The 18,366-nt window shown below is 68.9% G+C and carries 19 protein-coding genes; 18 read left to right on the forward strand and 1 reads right to left on the reverse strand.

The features are described from left to right. The first annotated feature begins 3 nt into the window (after nucleotides 1–3). Genes pilM (H9622_RS09690) through H9622_RS09710 form a run of 5 tightly spaced genes read left to right on the forward strand, consistent with a single transcriptional unit; the run spans nucleotide 4 to nucleotide 4,816 of the window. Nucleotides 4–1,020: a pilus assembly protein PilM gene (pilM, locus tag H9622_RS09690; protein WP_191766199.1), complete on the forward strand. Its 1,017-nt coding sequence runs from the start codon at nucleotides 4–6 to the stop codon at nucleotides 1,018–1,020. Next, nucleotides 1,020–1,664, forward strand: coding sequence for a PilN domain-containing protein (locus H9622_RS09695; protein WP_191766200.1), 645 nt, complete (start codon nucleotides 1,020–1,022; stop codon nucleotides 1,662–1,664). Before pilM (H9622_RS09690) ends, H9622_RS09695 begins: the two co-directional genes overlap by 1 nt. Next, nucleotides 1,664–2,362, forward strand: a complete 699-nt coding sequence (locus tag H9622_RS09700) for a hypothetical protein (RefSeq protein ID WP_191766201.1) — start codon at nucleotides 1,664–1,666, stop codon at nucleotides 2,360–2,362. Before H9622_RS09695 ends, H9622_RS09700 begins: the two co-directional genes overlap by 1 nt. A gap of 5 nt (nucleotides 2,363–2,367) precedes the next feature. Further along, nucleotides 2,368–3,579, forward strand: coding sequence for a type IV pilus twitching motility protein PilT (locus tag H9622_RS09705; RefSeq protein WP_191766589.1), 1,212 nt, complete (start codon nucleotides 2,368–2,370; stop codon nucleotides 3,577–3,579). Nucleotide 3,580: 1 nt separating this feature from the next. Further along, a complete protein-coding gene (locus H9622_RS09710; protein ID WP_191766202.1) occupies nucleotides 3,581–4,816 on the forward strand; it encodes a type II secretion system F family protein in 1,236 nt (411 codons plus the stop codon). A gap of 101 nt (nucleotides 4,817–4,917) precedes the next feature. Here H9622_RS09710 and H9622_RS09715 read toward each other — a convergent pair whose 3' ends face one another. Further along, nucleotides 4,918–6,585, reverse strand: coding sequence for a GspE/PulE family protein (locus tag H9622_RS09715; protein WP_191766203.1), 1,668 nt, complete (start codon nucleotides 6,583–6,585; stop codon nucleotides 4,918–4,920). Between the two features lie 261 nt (nucleotides 6,586–6,846). Between H9622_RS09715 and H9622_RS09720 the strand changes: the two genes are divergently transcribed. The 13 genes from H9622_RS09720 (at nucleotide 6,847) to H9622_RS09780 (ending at nucleotide 18,361) form a co-directional block, all read left to right on the forward strand. After that, nucleotides 6,847–7,248 carry a type II secretion system protein gene (locus H9622_RS09720; RefSeq protein ID WP_191766204.1) on the forward strand — a complete coding sequence of 134 codons (402 nt, stop codon included), beginning with the start codon at nucleotides 6,847–6,849 and terminating at the stop codon, nucleotides 7,246–7,248. A gap of 134 nt (nucleotides 7,249–7,382) precedes the next feature. After that, nucleotides 7,383–7,805 carry a prepilin-type N-terminal cleavage/methylation domain-containing protein gene (locus tag H9622_RS09725; protein ID WP_191766205.1) on the forward strand — a complete coding sequence of 141 codons (423 nt, stop codon included), beginning with the start codon at nucleotides 7,383–7,385 and terminating at the stop codon, nucleotides 7,803–7,805. Between the two features lie 44 nt (nucleotides 7,806–7,849). Further along, the gene (locus H9622_RS09730; protein ID WP_191766206.1) at nucleotides 7,850–8,362 is read left to right on the forward strand and encodes a hypothetical protein; all 513 of its coding nucleotides are present in this window, start codon (nucleotides 7,850–7,852) and stop codon (nucleotides 8,360–8,362) included. Then, nucleotides 8,350–9,900, forward strand: coding sequence for a polymer-forming cytoskeletal protein (locus H9622_RS09735; RefSeq protein WP_191766207.1), 1,551 nt, complete (start codon nucleotides 8,350–8,352; stop codon nucleotides 9,898–9,900). The genes H9622_RS09730 and H9622_RS09735 overlap by 13 nt, the downstream gene beginning before the upstream one ends. Further along, nucleotides 9,897–10,730: a prepilin peptidase gene (locus H9622_RS09740; RefSeq protein ID WP_191766208.1), complete on the forward strand. Its 834-nt coding sequence runs from the start codon at nucleotides 9,897–9,899 to the stop codon at nucleotides 10,728–10,730. Before H9622_RS09735 ends, H9622_RS09740 begins: the two co-directional genes overlap by 4 nt. Nucleotides 10,731–10,761: 31 nt before the next feature. Further along, nucleotides 10,762–11,814, forward strand: coding sequence for a type IV pilus biogenesis protein PilM (pilM, locus tag H9622_RS09745; RefSeq protein ID WP_191766209.1), 1,053 nt, complete (start codon nucleotides 10,762–10,764; stop codon nucleotides 11,812–11,814). After that, nucleotides 11,814–12,458 carry a hypothetical protein gene (locus H9622_RS09750; protein ID WP_191766210.1) on the forward strand — a complete coding sequence of 215 codons (645 nt, stop codon included), beginning with the start codon at nucleotides 11,814–11,816 and terminating at the stop codon, nucleotides 12,456–12,458. Before pilM (H9622_RS09745) ends, H9622_RS09750 begins: the two co-directional genes overlap by 1 nt. Further along, nucleotides 12,455–13,156 carry a hypothetical protein gene (locus H9622_RS09755; protein WP_191766211.1) on the forward strand — a complete coding sequence of 234 codons (702 nt, stop codon included), beginning with the start codon at nucleotides 12,455–12,457 and terminating at the stop codon, nucleotides 13,154–13,156. The genes H9622_RS09750 and H9622_RS09755 overlap by 4 nt, the downstream gene beginning before the upstream one ends. Before the next feature lie 2 nt (nucleotides 13,157–13,158). Then, nucleotides 13,159–14,298 carry a type IV pilus twitching motility protein PilT gene (locus H9622_RS09760; protein ID WP_191766212.1) on the forward strand — a complete coding sequence of 380 codons (1,140 nt, stop codon included), beginning with the start codon at nucleotides 13,159–13,161 and terminating at the stop codon, nucleotides 14,296–14,298. Then, on the forward strand, nucleotides 14,298–15,536 hold the full coding sequence (locus H9622_RS09765; protein WP_191766213.1) for a type II secretion system F family protein: 1,239 nt from the start codon (nucleotides 14,298–14,300) through the stop codon (nucleotides 15,534–15,536). The genes H9622_RS09760 and H9622_RS09765 overlap by 1 nt, the downstream gene beginning before the upstream one ends. A gap of 97 nt (nucleotides 15,537–15,633) precedes the next feature. Then, entirely contained in the window at nucleotides 15,634–16,644 is a 1,011-nt protein-coding gene (locus tag H9622_RS09770) for a YihY/virulence factor BrkB family protein (protein ID WP_191766214.1), read from the forward strand. Beyond that, nucleotides 16,641–17,336 (forward strand): NAD(P)H-hydrate epimerase, encoded by a 696-nt coding sequence (locus H9622_RS09775; RefSeq protein WP_318247078.1) that lies wholly within the window; start codon nucleotides 16,641–16,643, stop codon nucleotides 17,334–17,336. The genes H9622_RS09770 and H9622_RS09775 overlap by 4 nt, the downstream gene beginning before the upstream one ends. Nucleotides 17,337–17,389: 53 nt before the next feature. Beyond that, on the forward strand, nucleotides 17,390–18,361 hold the full coding sequence (locus H9622_RS09780; RefSeq protein ID WP_191766215.1) for a calcium/sodium antiporter: 972 nt from the start codon (nucleotides 17,390–17,392) through the stop codon (nucleotides 18,359–18,361). Nucleotides 18,362–18,366: the final 5 nt, after the last annotated feature.

Consider the following 18,366-nt stretch of genomic DNA (forward strand, 5'->3'; position numbering starts at 1 on the left):
TTCATGGGGAAAACGATCGTCGGATTGGAACTCACGGAGGAGAGCGTCCGCGCCGCGGAGATCACGGTGTCTCGCACACCGCAGCTGATCGCCTGCGGCGAGGTGCCCCTGCCGCCCGACGCGGCCAAGGACTCCGAGGTGCTCGACGCGGGCACCATCGCCGTCGCCCTGCGACAGCTGTGGGCGGGGGCCCGCTTCAAGAGCCGTGACGTCGTGCTCGGCGTGGCCAGCCGCCGCATCCTGGTGCGCGAGTACACCACGCAGGCCATGCGGCCCGACCTGCTGCGCGAGGCGCTGCCCTACCAGGTGCAGGATCTGCTGCCGGTGCCGGCCAGTCAGGCTGTGCTCGACTTCTTCCCGCTGTCACAGCATGACGACCAGGTGAGCGGCCTGCTGGTCGCCGCAGTGTCGGAGACGATCGAGCAGATCATCGGCACGCTCGACAAGGTGAAGCTGCGCGCTCGCAGCGTCGACCTCACGGCCTTCGGTCTCGCGAGGGCGACGGCGCGACTGGCGCCGGTGACGGAAACGGTCGCCACCGTCTTCGTCGGCGATCACACCACGCAGGTCGTGGTGGCACGAGGGGGAGTGCCGCTGTTCGTACGCATCCTCCCACTCGACATGCCGACCGCGGCCTCGCAGCGACAGGCGCCCCTGCCGGTCGATGCGGTGGCCGAACTCGAGTCCTCGCTGCAGCTCGTGCCGACGACACGAGTGCGCAGCTCGCTGCGTGCCGGCTCGTCCGTCCCGCCCGTGGTGAACGATCTCGCCGCCCGCGTGCGCAGCACCGTCGCGTTCTTCGCCAGCCGGCCGGGTGCGGTCCCGATCGATCAGGTGTTCGTCACGGGAGCCGGCGTGTCGGTGGCCGGGGTCATGCCGGCGCTCACCGCCGCCATCGATGCGCCGCTCCGCTCTGTATCGGTCGAGGAGGTCGTCGGTGTGCGCGCGGTGCAGCCGACCGGTGATCTGACCCTCAATCTCGTGTCGACGATCGGCATCGCTCTCGGGGAGGTGCGCTGATGACCACGCTCACGCCCGCAATCAGCGGAGTTCCGCGTGTCAACCTCATGCCGCGATCGGAGACGCTCCGGCGCGAACGGGATGCCGTCATGCGCGGCTGGATGTGGGGAGTGCTCGGCGCCATCGTCGTCGCGCTGCTCATCATCGCCGCGGCCTTCGGTTTGCGCTGGGCGGCAGAGCAGCGCCTTGCCGCCGAACAGGCGACGTCGACTCAGCTGCTCGGCGAGCTGTCGGCCCTCACGGCGGTGAGCCAGGCGCTCGCGGCGGAGCAGGAACTGACGGACTTCCGGGCCAGGGCGATGGCCGCCGACTTCGCCTGGCAGCCGGTCGTGCGCTCGCTCGCTTCGGCGCTGCCTGCGGATGCTGTGCTGACCGGGTTCGACTTCGTCAGCGGGGGCGCGCCTCAGGGCGACGACGTGACGCTCGAGGAGGGTCTCACCGGCACGGTAGCCGTCGAGAGCCCGCGGCCGATCGACATCGTCGCAACGATCCGCGCACTGCGCGCGCTGCCCGGAGTGAGCTATGCGGACGGCCAGTCGGTGACCGCCAGCTCGGTCACAGAGGGCGACTACGGATATCTGCTCAACGTCACGCTCGACCAGAGCATCTACTCGGGCGACTTCGTCGCAGGAGAGGGGGAGTGATGCCCAAGCAGCTCATCACCGTCATCGGCCTCGTGGTCTCGCTGGGTGTCGTCGCCGTCGCTGTCGCGCTCGTGGCGCTGCCGATGTGGGTGCAGGCCCTCGGCGTCGACGCGCAGACCGCCACGGTGGCGCAGACCAACGCCCTGTACCAGACCCAGGTGGATACCCTCCTGGTCGAGCAGGAGAGGCAGGACGAGATCGATGCGTCGGTCGCCGGCCTGCGCGCCGAGATCCCGGCGACGAACCAGCTCGACGACGTGTTCGAGGTCATCGGCCGGGCTGCGGCCCAGTCCGGCGTGACGATCTCGAGCGCGACGGCGGGCGAGACCGTTGCATTCACCGAGCGCACCGCGGCCACCGCGGTGGGGGAGGCGACCGCTGCGGAGCCTGCCGCCGCCGACCCGGCCGAAGGCTCGGCGACCGACGGCGATGTCGTCGAGGCTGCAGACGGTGCGGCCGCGGACGCCACGGCTGCGGACGCCGCGGCGGTCGACCCCGACGCCGTGCTCAGCGGTCGTCAGCAGGTCGACTTCACGATCCTCGTCACCGCCGACGACATGGCGCAGGCCACCGCGTTCCTCGACGCGCTGCGGAACGGTCCGCGCCTCCTCAGCAGCATCACCGCGACCACGACCCAGACGGGCACCGCCGTCGATGTGCAGGTCAGCGCCTTGACGTTCGTCGACTCGGAAGGGTGACCGCCATGATCAACCTCGACATGGACGCCATGCTCGCCCGCGCCGCGCGCCACCGCGCGTCGGACGTGCACATCACCGCCGAGCAGCCGCCGCTCATGCGCGTGGACGGTGACCTCGCGCCGATTCCCGGCTACCCTGATCCGCTGCCCGAGTCGTGGGTCGAAGACGCCGCATTGACCTTCATGTCGCCCTTGCAGCGGCAGGAGTTCGAGGAGCGCTACGAGGTCGACCTCGCGCTCGCGAGCCCGGGCATCGGCCGTTTCCGCGTGAACGTCTTCCGTCAGCTCGGGTCGATCGCGATCGCCCTGCGCTTCATCCCCGACCGCGTCTACACGCTCGAAGAGCTCGGCGCTCCGGCGATCGCGCGCGATCTGGCGCTCAAGCCCCGGGGGCTCGTGCTGCTCACAGGGCCGACGGGCTCGGGCAAGTCGACCACGCTCACCGCGATGATCGACATCGTCAACCAGCTGATCCCGGCGCACATCATCACGATCGAAGACCCGATCGAGTTCCACCACGAGAGCAAGCGCGCGCTCATCCATCAGCGAGAAGTCGGCAGCGACACCGCCTCGTTCTCGGAGGCGCTGCGGCGCGTGCTCCGTCAGGACCCCGACGTGATCCTGATCGGCGAGCTGCGCGACCCCGAGTCGATCCGCACCGCCCTGTCGGCCGCGGAGACGGGACACCTGGTGCTGTCCACCCTGCACACGCAGGGCGCGGCGAAGAGCATCAACCGCATCGTCGACGTCTTCCCCGCCGACCAGCAGGCGCAGATCCGCACGCAGCTCGGCGACACGCTCCAGGGCGTGATCAGCCAGACGCTCATGCCGCTGTCGCAGACCGACGGGCGGACGATCGCGACAGAGGTGCTGCTCAACACGCCCGCCGTCGCGAACATGATCCGCGAAGGCCAGGTCGCGCAGCTCTACTCGGCGATGCAGGCAGGGGCGTCCGTCGGGATGCACACCCTCGACCAGGACCTGCGCCGCCTCGTCGAAGAGGGCGTCATCGCACTCAACGTCGCGAAGTCGTTCGCCGTCGACCCGAGGAGCCTCGAGGGCGCGCATGTGCGCCCCCGCGACCTCGACGCCGAAGCGTGGGCGCTGCATGCGGGGGAGTGGCACCAGCCCGATCCGAAGCTCGCGGCGCCGAACACGGCGGCGGGCACCGGGCTCGGGATGGGGTCGCGGTTCGGCACTCCTCTGAAGGGGAACTGACATGGCGGTCATGCAGGAATTCGTCTACCGGGCAGTCGATCCGCGCGGCGGGGCCGTGGTCAAGGGCAGCGTCGAAGCCGCCAGCGAGACCGCCGTCACCGGCAAGCTCAAGGCGCAGGGACTGACGCCGCTCGAGGTGACCCTCAAGTCGAAGACGGGGATCCATCGCGAGCTCAAGATGCCCGGTGTCTCGAAGCAGGTCGCGGCGAAGTCGCTCGCGATCTTCGCGCGTCAGATGGCAGGTCTGCTCAACGCCGGCCTGCCGCTCATGCGGACGCTCACGATCCTCATCGATCAGACCGAGGACAAGAAGCTCCAGCCCGCACTCGTCGCGGTGCAGGCCGACGTCGAAGGCGGGTCGTCGTTCTCGGGCGCGCTGGCGCGGCATCCCGACGTCTTCCCGCCGCTGCTGCTCAGCATTGTCAAAGTCGGCGAGACCGGCGGCTTCCTGGGGCAGGCGCTCACCTCCGTCGCCGACAACTACAAGCGCGAGGCGGAGCTGCAGAACAAGATCCGCGCGGCGACCACCTACCCCGTCATCGTCCTGATCATCGCGGTCATCGGCGTGCTGGCGATGGTGACGTTCGTCGTGCCGGTGTTCGAGCAGATGTTCGCGGGGCTGGGCAACGAGCTTCCGATCCCCACGCAGATCCTCGTGAACATCTCCCGCAACATGTGGTGGATCCTGCCGTTGCTCGCCGCCATCGTCATCGCCGTCTGGGCCTGGTGGGCGCGCAACAAGAACACCGAGCAGATGCGCCGGGTGGTCGATCCGCTGAAGCTCAAGCTGCCGATCTTCGGCAAGCTCGCCACCAAGATCGCCGTCGCCCGCTTCGCCCGCAACCTCTCGATGATGCTCGACGCCGGCGTGCCGATCATCCAGGCTCTCGCAATCGTGGGCCAGGCCTCGAACAACTGGAAGATCGAGGCGGCAGTGCGCGACATCCAGGAGTCGATCCGCCAGGGCAAGTCGTTCGCCGGCCCGCTGGCGAAGGCCGACGTCTTTCCACCGATGGTCGCGCAGATGGTCTCGGTCGGCGAAGAGTCGGGGACCCTGTCGGAGATGCTCGCGAGCATCGCCGACTTCTATGAGGACGAAGTCGAGACGGCCACGGCGCAGCTGTCGGCGACGATCGAGCCGGTGCTCATCGTCCTGCTGGGCATCATCATCGGCGGCATGGTGATCTCGCTGTACCTGCCGATCTTCACCCTCTACCAGGACCTCGGCGCTCAGTAGCGCCACAGACTCGGCGCCCGGATCCCCTCCCGCGTGGGCTTGGCGCCGACACCACCGCCCCCGGGTGAGGCCACGAGGCCCCCGGGGGCGGTGTGACTTCGTCAGACCGAGACGCGCAGGACTTCTTCGATCGTGGTCAGGCCCTGGGCCACCTTCGACCAGCCGTCTTCGCGCAGCGAGACCATGCCCTGCTGCAGGGCGACCTGACGGATGTCGCTGCCCGTCGAGCGGGTCACGACGAGCGATTCGATCTCGTCGCTGAGCGTCATCACCTCGTGGAGCGCGACTCGTCCGCGATAGCCGGTGCTCGAGCACGCGGGGCAGCCGACCGCCCTGTAGAGCTGAGGCACATCGCGGGGGTCGTGGGGGAAGCCGAGCGACGACAGCACCTCGGTGGGCTCCACCATGGGCTCGCGGCACTTCATGCAGAGCCGTCGGGCGAGGCGCTGCGCCACCACCGCCGAGAGCGCTGTCGCGACCAAGAAGGGCTCGCAGCCGATCTCGGTGAGGCGGGTGAGCGCAGACGGGGCATCGTTCGTGTGCAGCGTCGAGAGCACGAGGTGACCCGTGAGGGCCGCCTCGATCGAGATCGTCGCCGTCTCGTTGTCGCGGATCTCACCCACGAGCACGACGTCGGGGTCGCTTCGCAGGATCGACCGCAGTGCCGACGAGAAGGTCAGGCCGGCGCGATTGTTGACCTGCACCTGATTGATGCCGGCGATGCGGTACTCGACCGGGTCCTCGACGGTGATGACATTGATCCGCGGGTTCGCCACCGCACGCAGCGCCGTGTAGAGCGTGGTCGACTTGCCCGAGCCGGTAGGCCCCGTCACGAGGATCATGCCGTGCGGCTTCATGATCGCCTCGCGGAACCGGCGGTCGTTGACCCCGGAGAAGAGCAGATCGCGCATGGTCATCGTCTGACCGCTGTTGTCGAGGATGCGCATGACGATCTTCTCGCCCCACACGGTCGGCAGCGTCGCGACGCGGAGGTCGACCGAGCGGCCCTCGTGGGTCACCGAGAGGCGGCCGTCCTGCGGCTTGCGCTTCTCGGCGATGTCGATCGCCGACATGATCTTTAGGCGCGAGATGATGCCGTCCTGAATCGCGCGATCGGCCTTCTGCATCTCGTGCAGCACGCCGTCGATGCGGAACCGGACGGTCAGCTGCTTCTCGCCCGGCTCGACGTGGATGTCGCTCGCACGGTCGTTGATCGCCTGGGCGATGAGCAGGTTGACGAACCGGACGACGGGTGCGTCGGTGTCCTGCTCCTCGAGCGATTCGGTGAACGCCGCCTGATTGGTCTCGGCGGACTCCTCGATCGTCATCGACAGCTCGCTGAGCTCTTCGTCGGAGCGGAGGAACCGCTCGAACATCTGCGCCAGCGCGTCCTGGGCGACGACGACCGGTTCGACGAAGAGGTCGGTCACGCTCGCGACGTCGTCGAGCGCGACGATGTCGGTCGGATCGAGGATGCCGACGGTCAGCCGATCAGCCGTCTTGTCGACCGGGATCAGCTGGTACTTCCGGCAGAGCGTGCCCGGCACGAGCGCGACGATGTTGGGATCGAGCGGCATGTTCGCCAGGTCGATGAACCGGTGCCCGGTCTGCAGGGCGATGGCCTCGGCCAGCTGGCTCTCGGTGACGAGCTTGGAGTTCACCAGCAGCTGCTGAAGCTCGGGCCCCTCGCCCACTTCGGCCATGGCCGCCGACATGTCGGCCGCGCGCACCGCGCCGGTGAGCACGAGCGTCTGGGCGAGTCCTCTCATGGCATTCCCCTTAGTCCCCGTCGCCATCCTATGGCTGGAGCACCGTTCTGACCCTTCCTCAGCAAACCCTCAGGAAACTGCTTACCCAATCTTGTGGAAAACCGACTTGGACTTTATATGAGAAGTCTCTAATGTAATCGGCGGGGACGGAGACATGCAGACGCATGGATCCTAGGTTTGCCTCTGAATCGACTGGCCGACTGGGCGAAAACGCGGTCTGATCAGGGATATGTATATCCACAGATCAAGAAAGCGGTCGCCATGCGCACTTTCATCAGCAACTACATCCAGTCCGAGAAGGCCCGTCGTGAGGAGAACGGCGACGCCGGCTTCTCGCTCATCGAGCTCATCGTCGTGGTCGTCATCCTCGGCATTCTCGCCGCGGTCGCGATTCCGATTTTCATGAACATCTCTGCCGAGGCGGAGAAGAACTCGCTGAAGTCGATCGCCGCGAACGGCGCAACACAGGTCGCTGCCGCGGTGGCGCAGAACGAGGCAGACCCCGATGACGTCACGAACCTGGACGACCCGGACCAGGGAATCTCAGTCGCGGCAGTGATCGGGACCGCCGGCGACATCGACACGATTTGTGTGACGGCCACTAAGGCCGGAAAGTCCGAATCGTCCGGCCCTGGTTGCACCGGGGCAGACGCAGAAGACTAAGCGGCGGAGCGCCCGGGGGGCGCGTTCCGGCGGGTCAGTGGGAGCTTGCTCCGCGCTGACCCAACGATCGGCCAGGGTCGTCCTTGCCTGGGGACGACCCTGGCCCACTCCGCGAGCACTGGGAGGTGATCATCGTGTCCAGCCGAGAAGAGGGCTTCAGCATCGTCGAGGCGATCATCGCGATGTTCCTGCTCATGGTGCTCGCGCTCGCGGTGCTGCCGCTGATCGCGGGTGCCACCCGCGCGAGCGTCACCAACACCGACCTCGTCGCGGCGAACACGTTCGCCAACTCCGAACTCGCGGCGATCAAGACCGGCTTCTCCGCCGATCTCGCAACCTCGTCGCGATGCAGCGACCTCTCTGCCAAGTCGACTCCCGCAGGGTCGGGGCGTTCCGACCCCGCAGGCTCGGGTCTGACCGCGGTCATCGCGGTCGGTGCGTGCCCCGGCACGGCGGATGCCTATCCGGCCACCATCCCCGTCACCGTGAGTGTCCGCGACGCCTCCGGCGCCAGGCTGACGACGCTGCCGACCTTGATCCTCGTGGTCGATCCTTGACCGGCGGAATCCGGTCCGCCGCCCGGGATGACGTCGGCCTCACAATGGTGGAACTGATCGTCTATGGGGCCGTATCGGCTCTGTTCCTCGGTCTGCTCGCCAGCATGTTCATCAGCGGACTGCGTGCGCAGCAGCAGAGCATCGCCCGAGACAGTGCGGCCGGGAGAGCCAACGTCTTCAGCGCGACGCTCGCTTCCTCGATTCGGAACGCGACGGACTTCCGCGTCACCGGCGGCACCCGGCTGGATGCGTCGGTCTTCCTGCCGGATGGCACATTGGAATGCCGTGCATGGGCAGCCGTGAACGGTGCTGGCGGCGCGAAAGACATCGTCTACCGCACGAGTACGAGCGGCGCTGTACCCGCGGCCGACAGCACGTGGGCAACGGTCGCAACGGACGTCTCGGGTACCCTCGCCGGCGCTGCCGTGTTCGCCGACGACGGAGAGCGGCGGCTTCGGGTCGGCGTGACCATCACCGTAGGCGACGTCGTCGTCGCCCTTACCGAAGGGATCACCGCGCAGGCCGTAGGAGAAGGGGAACTCAGATGCTGGCCATGACCGACAGAACTCGTGGCGACCGCGACGGAGGATCGACGCTGGTCTCGGTCCTCGTCATCATGCTCGTGCTCAGTGTGGGAGCGCTGACGCTCGCGGCCATAGTCACCAACACGACCGGCATCCTGGTCGACAGTCGCAGCACCGCTCAGTCGCGCGCGGCCGCCGATGCTGGTCTCGCCGACGCGATCGCCCGCGCAGGTCGCGATGACGTCTGTGGCGCCCCGCTCACGCCGGCTGCAGCGTTCGCAAACGGCGCGACGTACAGCGTCGAGCGCGACTGCACGGTGTCCGATCGGGTGCGCTTCACCTCGACCGGCACCACACCCGACGGATCCCGTACGGTAACCGAGGCTGTGTTCGAGATCCCCCCCGCGCCCGCCCCGCTGATGAAAGAGCCTGCGCTGGTCACCCGCGCCCCCCTCGACCTCAGTGCGCTGACGATCAAGTCCGTGGACCCTGCGGATCCGGCGACGGTTTGGGTGGTGCCCGATGCCGGTGTCTCCGGTGACTTCAGCTGCAATTCCGGTGGCGCCATCGCTGGCTCGGTATACCTGCCGGCGGGAACCGTGTTCGGGGCCGGCGGCTGCGAAGTCCAGGGCGACGTGTATGCCGAGAAGAGCGTGACCATCGGAAGCGGGACGGAGATCCGCGGCGATCTCGTGTCGCTGAACGGCAGCGTCAGCATCACGGGCGGGAACACCATCGACGGCAGCATCTACGCGAAGGGAGACGTCAACGGTTCCGGCCTTTCGGGCCGGTTTGTCGAGAGCATCCATGCCGTCGGCAATCTGAATCTTGCGGGCGGGGCCCCGGTCGCCCGTGACCGCATCACCTACGGCGGGGCATTCACGTATCCTCACAGCGGCCATGACGCCTGGGCGGTGAACTCTGTGCGGAAGACGGTAGTCAGCCCGCCTCAGTTGCCCACCGCTCCCGCGTGGGAGGGATTCACCCAGGCGGAGCTCGACGCTCTCGTCGCCAGCAAGCTGTTCACGAAGGTGAGCTGGGCAGGGGCGTGCACCCACAGCTGGAATCATCCGATGAAGTCGGTTCTCGAAAGCCTCACCGCGCCGACGCTGGTTGACGCCAGCGGATGCACACGCGTGGACCTCCCGGGTCAGTGGAGCGACCTCAAGGTGAAGACCGACATCATCTTCGTCGCGCCCTCGTTCAACCTCGTCGGTCAGAACTTCATTTCGGGCGACGGGAACGAGCATCGAATCTGGATGATCTCGCCCGAAGTCCCCGGCCGCAACTGTGCGCCTGTCCCCGTCATCAACGCCCAGGGCGTGAAGATGAGCCCCATGGGGAGCTCCAAGATCTCCGGCATGATCTTCACTCAGTGCACGGTGTACTTCGCCAACGCAAGCGAGAACTGGCAAGGCTCCATTCACGCCGGCACGATGACCGGAAAGCCGAACTTCTGGTACAAGCCGGTCGGTTTCCCTGGAAAAGAGCCTCCCGGCGCAGAAGATGAAGACGGGGGCGACGCACAACCGGCCATCGGCCGTCTCATCTCCTTGAGAGATCTGCCGTGACGTTCCTCACAGAACCCGCCCTCATCGCCTTCGCGCTCGTCTTCGCCGGCTTGCTGGGGCTGGTGATCGGCTCGTTCCTCAACGTCGTCGTCTACCGCGTGCCTGCCGGCATCCCGCTCACCCGCGAGAGCCGCTGCCCGGCGTGCGACGCCCCGGTGCGACCGTGGCAGAACGTGCCCGTCGTGTCGTGGCTCGCGCTGCGCGGCCGCTGCGCATCGTGCGGGGCGACCATCTCGCCGCGGTACCCGCTCGTCGAACTCGCGACGGGCCTTGCATTCGCCGGCGTCGTCTGGCTCTTCCTCGCCCAACCGAGCCTGCCGCTCGCAGCGTCGGTGGTCGTGACCATCGCGTACCTCTACTTCGCGGCGATCACGATCGCGCTCGCCCTCATCGACATCGACACCCATCGCCTGCCGAACAGCATCGTGCTGCCGAGCTACGCCGTCGCTGCCGCGCTCTTCATCCTCGCGTGCGTGCTCGGTGCGGACTGGTCGGCGCTGCTGCGGGCCGCGATCGGCGCGGCCGCGCTGTACCTCTTCTACTTCGTGCTGCGCGTGGTGCGCCCGGGCGGCATGGGCGGTGGCGACGTCAAGCTCGCCGGAGTGGTCGGCGCCTACCTGGCGTGGCTCGGCTGGGGAGCGCTGGCCGTGGGCGCCTTCGCCGCCTTCGTGGTCGGCGGAGTCTTCGGCGTCGCGCTCATCCTGATGCGGCGCGCCGGACGCAAGACCGCGATCCCGTTCGGGCCGTTCATGCTCGCGGGCGCGTGGATCGGAATCCTCTCCGGCGAGATCCTCGCCGGCTGGTACCTGGGGCTGTTCGCGATCGCCTGAGCGATTGCGCGGAAAGAGAGAGGAGCGGGTCATGGCGAAGACGGTCATCGGTCTCGAGATCACGGAGGAGGGCGTGCGCGCCGCCGAGGTGACGACCGGTCGCACCCCGACCCTCGTCGCATACGGCGCCGTGCCTCTGCCCGTCGGGGCTGCGAAGGACTCGGAAGTGCTTGACCCGGATGCGGTGGCGCTCGCGCTGCGGCAGCTGTGGAGTCGCGGGCGGTTCTCGCATCGGCGCGTGGTGCTCGGCATCGGCAGCCGCCGCATCCTCGTGCGCGAGTACACGACGCAGGCCCTGCGGCCCGACCTGCTGCGTCAGGCCCTTCCGTTCCAGGTGCAGGACCTCCTGCCCGTGCCCGCCGACCAGGCCGTGCTCGACTTCTACGCGTCGTCCCAGGAGGGCGACCAGATCACCGGTCTGCTCGTCGCGGCGGTCGCCGAGACGGTCGAACAGCTCGTGACGGCGGTCGGAAAGGCCAAGCTCACGGTGGACGCCGTCGACCTCGCACCGTTCGGGCTCGCCCGCGGAGTGAGTCGTCTCGCGGCGCCGGGGGAGTCGGTCGCGGCTCTGCACCTCGGCGACCACACCAGCTACGTCGTCATCGTGCGCGACGGCGTGCCCCGCTTCGTGCGCATCCTGCCGCTCGAGATCCTCACCGATGCCGTGCGTGAGCGCGAGGCGGCCGCGGCCTCCGGAGCGGAAGAGGCCGAGGCGCCGGTCGAGGAGCTCGTGGGTGTCGGCGCCGGATCGAGCGGCCCGCGTCGTCGCCGCTACTCGTCGGCGCGCGGTGAGCGCGTCGCAGGCATGACCGAGGCGGCGCTGTCCGACCTCGTCGGCCGCATGCGCAGCACGCTCTCGTTCTACGCGGGCCGCACCAACGATGTGCCGGTGAGCCGCGTCATCCTCACCGGCGCCGGCGCAGCCGCTCCCGAGGTCGGCGAGTCGCTTGCGGCCAGCCTGCCGCTGCCGGTCGCCTACGCCGGCGCGGCCGAGATCGTCGCGACGAAGACCGATGCGCCCCAGGGCACCGTCGGCCTCGATCTGCTCACCACCGTCGGCCTCGCCCTGACCGAGGGGCGCTGATGTCGATCGCGAAGACGACGGCGATCGTCATCGGCGGGACGCCCTTCGTCAACCTCATCCCGCCGTCCGAGACGGCGCGGCGGCAGGGCGCTCGCCTGCTGCGACGCTGGATCCTGGCGCTGGTCGTCGTGATCCTCGTCGTGGCCGCCGCCACGGCCGGCGCGTTCTGGCTGCAGCTCACCGCCGCCCAGCGCTTCGCGGTCGAGAGCCTCCGCACGCAGACCCTGCTCACGCAGCTGGCCGACCTGTCGGACGTGCAGGCGCAGCTCGACCTGCAGTCCGAGCTCACGGCGTTCAGAAGCGGCGCGATGGCGACCGACATGCGGTACGGGGGGCTCGTCAACGCCATCGGCGGCGTCCTGCCCGGCGGCTCGGTGATCGCCGGCTTCAGCATCGCTCCGGGAGGGATGCCGCAGGGCAATGACCCCGCGATGGAGGTCGGGGCCACGGGCACCGTGACCATTGCGAGCCCCGCTCCCCAGCTCGTCGTGCCGATCGTCCGAAACGTGCGCGGCCTGCCGGGAGTGCTGGAGGCGGACGGCTGGGAGGTCGACGCGACCGAGAGCGGGTACGAGTACGAGCTGCGCGTCGTGTTCGACCAGTCGGTGTACACCGGCGCCTATACCGAGGAGGCGGCCGAGTGAACATCCCCCGTCAGATGATCAACCTGCTCGGCATCGTCGTGGTGGTCGCGCTGCTCGTCGCCGGCCTGACGATGGTCGTGCTGCCGATGTACAGTTCGGCGCGCGCCATCGACACCGACACGGCGAACGTCGCACAGACGAATCAGCTGTACGACGTGCGGGTCTCGCAACTCACCGCGGCCCAGGCCGAGATCGAGACCCTCACCGGCGACGTCACCGCACTGCGGCGCCAGATCGCGGCATCCAGTCAGCTCGATGACGTCATGCAGATCGTCGTGGACTCCGCCCGGGCCACCGGCGCCACGATCGAGAGCGTGTCGGCCGCCGACGCCGAGCCGTGGGCACCGCGCACTGGCCTCGAGGGCGACGACGACGCCGGCGCCGCGCCGGCCGACACCGCCCCGGCCGAGGGCGAAGCAGCCCCGGCCGAGGGCGACACGACGGAGACGGGCGACGCCACGACCGACCCCGCGATGGACGCCGGCGCCGGCGAGACCCCGGCCGAGACCGAGCCCGCGGCCTCGCCGCAGCAGCAGATCCCGGTGACGATCACCGTGGAAGTGCCCGACGCCCGGTCGGCCGCGGCGTTCATCGACGCGCTCAGCCGCGGACCCCGCCTGCTCGCCACCATCGACGGAACCCTCGAGGAGGGCACCCTCACGGTGACCGCCCTCGCCCTCGTACGCACGGAGGACTGACAATGACCGCATCCGAAGACCTGACCTCGATGCTCGGCGTCGCCCAGCGGTCGCGCGCCTCGGACGTGCACCTGACGGCCCGGCAGCCGGCACTCATGCGCGTGGACAGCGACCTCACCGGCATTCCCGGCTGGGCCGACCCCACCTCGTCGGCCTGGCTCGACGAGGCCGTAGGCGCCCTCATGTCGCGCGAGCAGCTCGAGGAGTTCCGTACCCACGGCGAGGTCGACCTCTCCTACACGGTGCCGCAGGTCGCCCGCTTCCGCGTCAACGTCTTCCGTCAGCTCGGCGATGTCGCCGTGGCGATGCGCTTCATCCCCGACCGGATCCGCCCGCTCGAGGAACTGGGCGTGCCGGCAGCAGCGCGCGATCTCGTGCTGCGCCCCCGGGGACTCGTGCTCGTGACGGGGCCGACCGGCTCGGGCAAGTCGACGACGCTCGCCTCCATGATCGACGTCGTCAACCGCACTCTGCCCGCGCACATCGTGACGGTCGAGGATCCTGTCGAGTTCCAGCACACCAGCCGCCGCTCTCTCATCCACCAGCGCGAGATCGGCAGTGACACCGCGTCGTTCTCGGAGGCGCTGCGGCGGGTCCTGCGTCAGGACCCCGACGTCATCCTCATCGGCGAGCTCCGCGACCCGGCATCCATCTCCACCGCCCTGTCTGCGGCCGAGACCGGTCACCTCGTGCTGTCGACGCTCCACACGCAGAGCGCCGCGAAGTCGATCAACCGCATCGTCGACGCCTTCCCGCCCGACCAGCAGGCTCAGGTGCGCACGCAGCTCGGCGACACCCTGCAGGGGATCATCAGCCAGACCCTGCTGCCGCGCGCCCAGGACGAGGGCCGCGTCATCGCCACCGAAGTGCTCGTCAACACACCGGCTATCGCGAACCTGATCCGCGAAGGACAGGTGAGCCAGATCTACTCGATGCTGCAGGCGGGAGGCAGCCTCGGCATGCACACGCTCGACCAGGACCTCAAGCGGCTCGTCGAGGAGGGATCGATCTCGATGCAGCTGGCGAAGAGCTACGCGACCGACCCCGCCTCGTTCGACGACGTGCGGGTGCGCCCGCGCGACCTCGACGCCGACGCGTGGTCGGCCCACGCTGACCTGCAGACGGCCGGCTGGGGGCGCTGATGGCGCTCATCGCGGAGTACTCGTACCGGGCGATCGACGCCACCGGCGGCGGCATCGTCAAGGGCACGCTCGAAGCGTCGGGCGCGAACGGCGTCACGGCGAAGCTGCGCGCGCAGGGGCTTACGCCGCTCGAGGTGACGCTCACCTCGAAGACCGGGCTCAACCGCGACGTCTCGATCCCCGGATTTGAGCGGCGGGTCAAGGTCCGAACACTCGCGGTGTTCTCGAAGCAGATGGCCGGGCTCATCAACGCCGGCCTTCCGCTCATGCGCACGCTGGCGATCCTCATCGAGCAGGCCGAGGACAAGAAGCTGCAGAGCTCGCTCGTCGGCGTGCGCGCCGCCGTCGAGTCGGGCTCGTCGTTCTCGGCGGCGCTCGCCGCGTACCCCGACGTGTTCCCTCCGCTCATGGTCAGCATGATCCGCGTGGGCGAGTCGGGCGGTTTCCTCGGGGAGTCGCTGGCAACCATCGCCGAGACCTACGCCGGTGAAGCCGAGCTGCAGGGCAAGATCAAGTCGGCGACGACCTACCCGATCATCGTCTTCGTCATCGCGATCCTCGGCGTGGTCGCGATGGTGACCTTCGTCGTGCCGATCTTCGAGGGCATGTTCAAGGGCATGGGTTCGGCGCTGCCGCTGCCCACGCAGATCCTCGTGACGCTGTCGAACAACATGCTATGGATCCTGCCGCTCATGATCGGCGGCGGCATCGCCGGCTGGCTGTGGTGGGTGCGCAACCGCCGCGAGGAGAAGGTGCGCCGCGTGGTCGACCCGTGGCGGCTGAAGCTGCCCGTCGTCGGTCCGCTGACCACGAAGATCGCCGTCGCGCGGTTCGCCCGCAGCCTCTCGATGATGCTCGATGCCGGTGTGCCGCTGGTGCAGGCGCTCTCGATCGTGGGCGCGGCGTCGAACAACTGGAAGATCGAGCAGGCGGTGCGAGAGATCCAGGAATCGGTGAAGCAGGGCCGGTCGTTCTCGGGTCCGCTCGCGAAAGCCGAGGTCTTCCCGCCGATGGTCGCGCAGATGATCTCGGTCGGCGAAGAATCGGGCACGCTCGCCGAGATGCTCCGCAGCATCGCCGACTTCTACGAGAACGAGGTCGAGACGGCGACCTCGCAGCTCACTGCCTCCATCGAGCCGATCCTCATCGTCGGCATCGGCATCATCATCGGCGGCATGGTGATCTCGCTGTACATGCCGATCTTCTCGATCTACGGCGAGCTCGGCCAGAGCGGCTGAGCCTCCGGCGCGACCCGGTCCGCCCCCGCCGGTGAACCGTCTTCGGGCACCGTGTCAACCGGGTCGAGTGCCGACGGTGCCCGGATAGCCTGGCGACATGGCTGACCTCATGGCGAAACTGACGGCGTGGGCACTGAGCCTCCGGCCGGTGCGAGTCTGGTTCCACTACCTCGAGCGGCGCGGCGCGATGCTGGCCGACAGCATCACCTACCGCGCGCTGTTCTCGGTCTTCGCGGGCGTGCTGCTGGGCTTCTCGTTCGCGGCGCTGTGGCTCTCGGGCAATCCCGCCGCGTGGCAGGCGCTGGTCGACACGGTGGACTCCGCGATCCCCGGACTGCTCGGCGAGGACGGACTGATCGAGGTCGACAAGATCCAGGCTCCCGCCGGCCTCACGCTGACCGGCATCCTGTCGCTCGTCGCCCTGGTCGGTGCCGCGATCGGCGCCATCGGCTCGCTGAGGGCGGCCCTGCGCAACCTCGCCGATGAGATCCACGACGACGTCTTCTGGGTCTGGGTGATCCTGCGAAACCTGCTCCTCGCCATCGCGATCGGGGGCGGCTTCGTGCTGTCGGCCGTCGTGACGTTCTACGGCTCCACGTTCATCGGATGGGTGGGGGACTGGCTCGGCGTTCAAGGATTCGTCGCGGATGCCGCCACCCGCGCTCTCGCGCTGATCGTCGTCTTCCTGCTCGACGCCAGCCTGATCGCCCTCGCGTTCGTCGTGCTCAGCGGCGTGAAGGCCCGGCCGCGCACGCTCTTCGCCGGTGCGCTGATCGGCGGCATCGGCCTCACCGTGCTGCAGCAGCTGTCGGGCATGTTCGTCGCCGGCGCCGGATCGAACCCGCTCCTCGCGTCGTTCGCCGCACTCATCGCGCTGCTGCTGTGGTTCAACCTCTCGGCGCAGGTGATCCTGCTCGCCTCGACGTGGATCATCGTGGGCGTCGCCGAAGACGTCGACCGCGTGCGCGAACGTCATGGGGCTCCGACCTTCGAGGCCCGCCGCATCAAGCGGGCCGAAGACGCTGTGCGTGTCGCGGCCGCCGAGCTGAGACTCGCGAACGAGGCCGCCGAGAAGTCGCGTCGCGCGGCCGAGGCGAAGCGGGCGTGACCGTGCGGGTGCCGGCGTACACCGCGGCGCAGGTGCGCGCGGCGGAGCGACCGCTCCTCGATGCCGGCCAGCCGCTCATGCGGCGGGCGGCGTCGGCGCTCGCGGGGGTGATCCGAGAGCGACTGACGGATGCCGCGTCCCCACGAGTGCTCGTGATCGCGGGCAGCGGCGACAACGGCGGCGACGCCCTGTTCGCGGCGTCCGAGCTCGGCGCGGGGGTCGCGGTCGACGTGCTCGCGGTCGGGAGCCGCGTGCACCAGGACGGACTGGCCGCCGCGCTCGGGGCCGGGGCGCGGCAGGTCTCGGTCGACGCCGCGGCGGCCGCGGCATCCGGGTACACCGTCGTCGTGGACGGGATCCTCGGCATCGGCACCTCGCCCGACCCGGCGCTGCGCGGCGCCGCCCGCGACGCGGTCGCGCGCCTGCTCGACACGATGGGCGACGGGATGCCGCGCCGCACCGTCGCCGTCGACCTGCCGAGCGGCCTGCAGCCCGACACGGGGGTCGCCGACGACGTCGTGCTGCCGGCTGCGATGACAATGACCTTCGGCGCCGTGAAGGCGGGCCTCGTCATAGGGCGCGGACCCGACCTGTGCGGCGAGCTCGTGCTGGTGGACCTCGGCCTGGGTCCCGGTCTCGCCGACGAGGAGCCGGCCGGCGAGGCATCCGTCACCCGCATCCTCGAGGCGTGAGCCTGTGACCCCGCCCATACGGTGAGCGGGCGAGGTGGGGATACGGTGGCCGCATGATCCCGCTGCTCGTCGTCGCGCTCGGGCTCATCGCGCTCATCGTCGGAGCCGAGCTGGTCGTCCGCTACGGTGCGAAGCTCGCGCGGCGGATGGGAATTCCGCCGATCATCATCGGGCTCACGGTCGTCTCCATCGGTACGAGCGCCCCTGAGCTCGCCGTCGGCATCGACGCGGTCCGGTCGGGGGCGGGCTCCCTGGCCATCGGCAACATCGTCGGCACCAACATGGTGAACCTGCTCCTGATACTCGGCATGTCCGCGGCCATCCGGCCGATCGTGATGCACGCGCAGACGCTCAAGCTCGACCTGCCGGCCATGGCCGCGGCATCCGTCCTCCTCTTCCTGCTCTCGTTCGACCGGGCGCTGTCCGTGCTCGACGGCGTGCTGCTGTTCGTGGCCGCCCTCGTCTACATGGCGCTGCTCGTGCTGTTCACCCGGCGCGAGTCGACGCGAGTCCTCGCGGAGTACGAGCACGAGTACCCGAGGCAGGACGTGCACGGGAGCCGACGCTGGGCGGTCGTCGAAGCCGCCCTGCTGGCGCTCGGCATCGTCGTCATCGTGTTCGGCGCGGACTGGCTCGTCCGAGGAGCGGTCGAGCTCGCTGCGGCCGCAGGCGTCTCGAATGCGCTGATCGGCCTCACGATCGTCGCGATCGGCACGTCGGCGCCCGAGCTGGCGACGACGATCGTCGCCACCATCCGCGACGATCGCGACATCGCGGTGGGCAACCTGATCGGGTCGAGCATCTTCAACCTCACGTTCATCCTCGGCGCCTCGCTCTTCTTCGCGCCGGGACAGGTCGCCGTCGAGCCGAGCCTCGCCTACATCGACATGCCGATCATGGTGCTCGTGTCGCTGCTGTGCGTCCCGGTGTTCCTGACCGGCAGACGGGTGACCCGCGTCGAGGGTGTTCTCTTCGTCGTCGCCTATGCGGTGTACCTGACGTATTTGATCGTCGCGCGCACGTAGGCGCG

Origin of the sequence: Microbacterium gallinarum (assembly GCF_014837165.1) — a bacterium.
In the GTDB taxonomy this organism is placed as follows: domain Bacteria; phylum Actinomycetota; class Actinomycetes; order Actinomycetales; family Microbacteriaceae; genus Microbacterium; species Microbacterium gallinarum.

What these genes read in the sequence shown, in the direction of transcription:
- H9622_RS09695 (WP_191766200.1), top strand. Translation starts at nt 1,020, where the DNA reads ATGACCACGCTCACGCCCGCAATCAGCGGAGTTCCGCGTGTCAACCTC.
- H9622_RS09710 (WP_191766202.1), top strand. Translation starts at nt 3,581, where the DNA reads ATGGCGGTCATGCAGGAATTCGTCTACCGGGCAGTCGATCCGCGCGGC.
- H9622_RS09715 (WP_191766203.1), bottom strand. Translation starts at nt 6,585, where the DNA reads ATGAGAGGACTCGCCCAGACGCTCGTGCTCACCGGCGCGGTGCGCGCG.
- H9622_RS09760 (WP_191766212.1), top strand. Translation starts at nt 13,159, where the DNA reads ATGACCGCATCCGAAGACCTGACCTCGATGCTCGGCGTCGCCCAGCGG.
- H9622_RS09700 (WP_191766201.1), top strand. Translation starts at nt 1,664, where the DNA reads ATGCCCAAGCAGCTCATCACCGTCATCGGCCTCGTGGTCTCGCTGGGT.
- H9622_RS09705 (WP_191766589.1), top strand. Translation starts at nt 2,368, where the DNA reads ATGATCAACCTCGACATGGACGCCATGCTCGCCCGCGCCGCGCGCCAC.
- H9622_RS09765 (WP_191766213.1), top strand. Translation starts at nt 14,298, where the DNA reads ATGGCGCTCATCGCGGAGTACTCGTACCGGGCGATCGACGCCACCGGC.
- pilM (WP_191766209.1), top strand. Translation starts at nt 10,762, where the DNA reads ATGGCGAAGACGGTCATCGGTCTCGAGATCACGGAGGAGGGCGTGCGC.
- H9622_RS09735 (WP_191766207.1), top strand. Translation starts at nt 8,350, where the DNA reads ATGCTGGCCATGACCGACAGAACTCGTGGCGACCGCGACGGAGGATCG.
- H9622_RS09720 (WP_191766204.1), top strand. Translation starts at nt 6,847, where the DNA reads ATGCGCACTTTCATCAGCAACTACATCCAGTCCGAGAAGGCCCGTCGT.
- H9622_RS09770 (WP_191766214.1), top strand. Translation starts at nt 15,634, where the DNA reads ATGGCTGACCTCATGGCGAAACTGACGGCGTGGGCACTGAGCCTCCGG.
- pilM (WP_191766199.1), top strand. Translation starts at nt 4, where the DNA reads ATGGGGAAAACGATCGTCGGATTGGAACTCACGGAGGAGAGCGTCCGC.
- H9622_RS09750 (WP_191766210.1), top strand. Translation starts at nt 11,814, where the DNA reads ATGTCGATCGCGAAGACGACGGCGATCGTCATCGGCGGGACGCCCTTC.
- H9622_RS09780 (WP_191766215.1), top strand. Translation starts at nt 17,390, where the DNA reads ATGATCCCGCTGCTCGTCGTCGCGCTCGGGCTCATCGCGCTCATCGTC.
- H9622_RS09730 (WP_191766206.1), top strand. Translation starts at nt 7,850, where the DNA reads ATGGTGGAACTGATCGTCTATGGGGCCGTATCGGCTCTGTTCCTCGGT.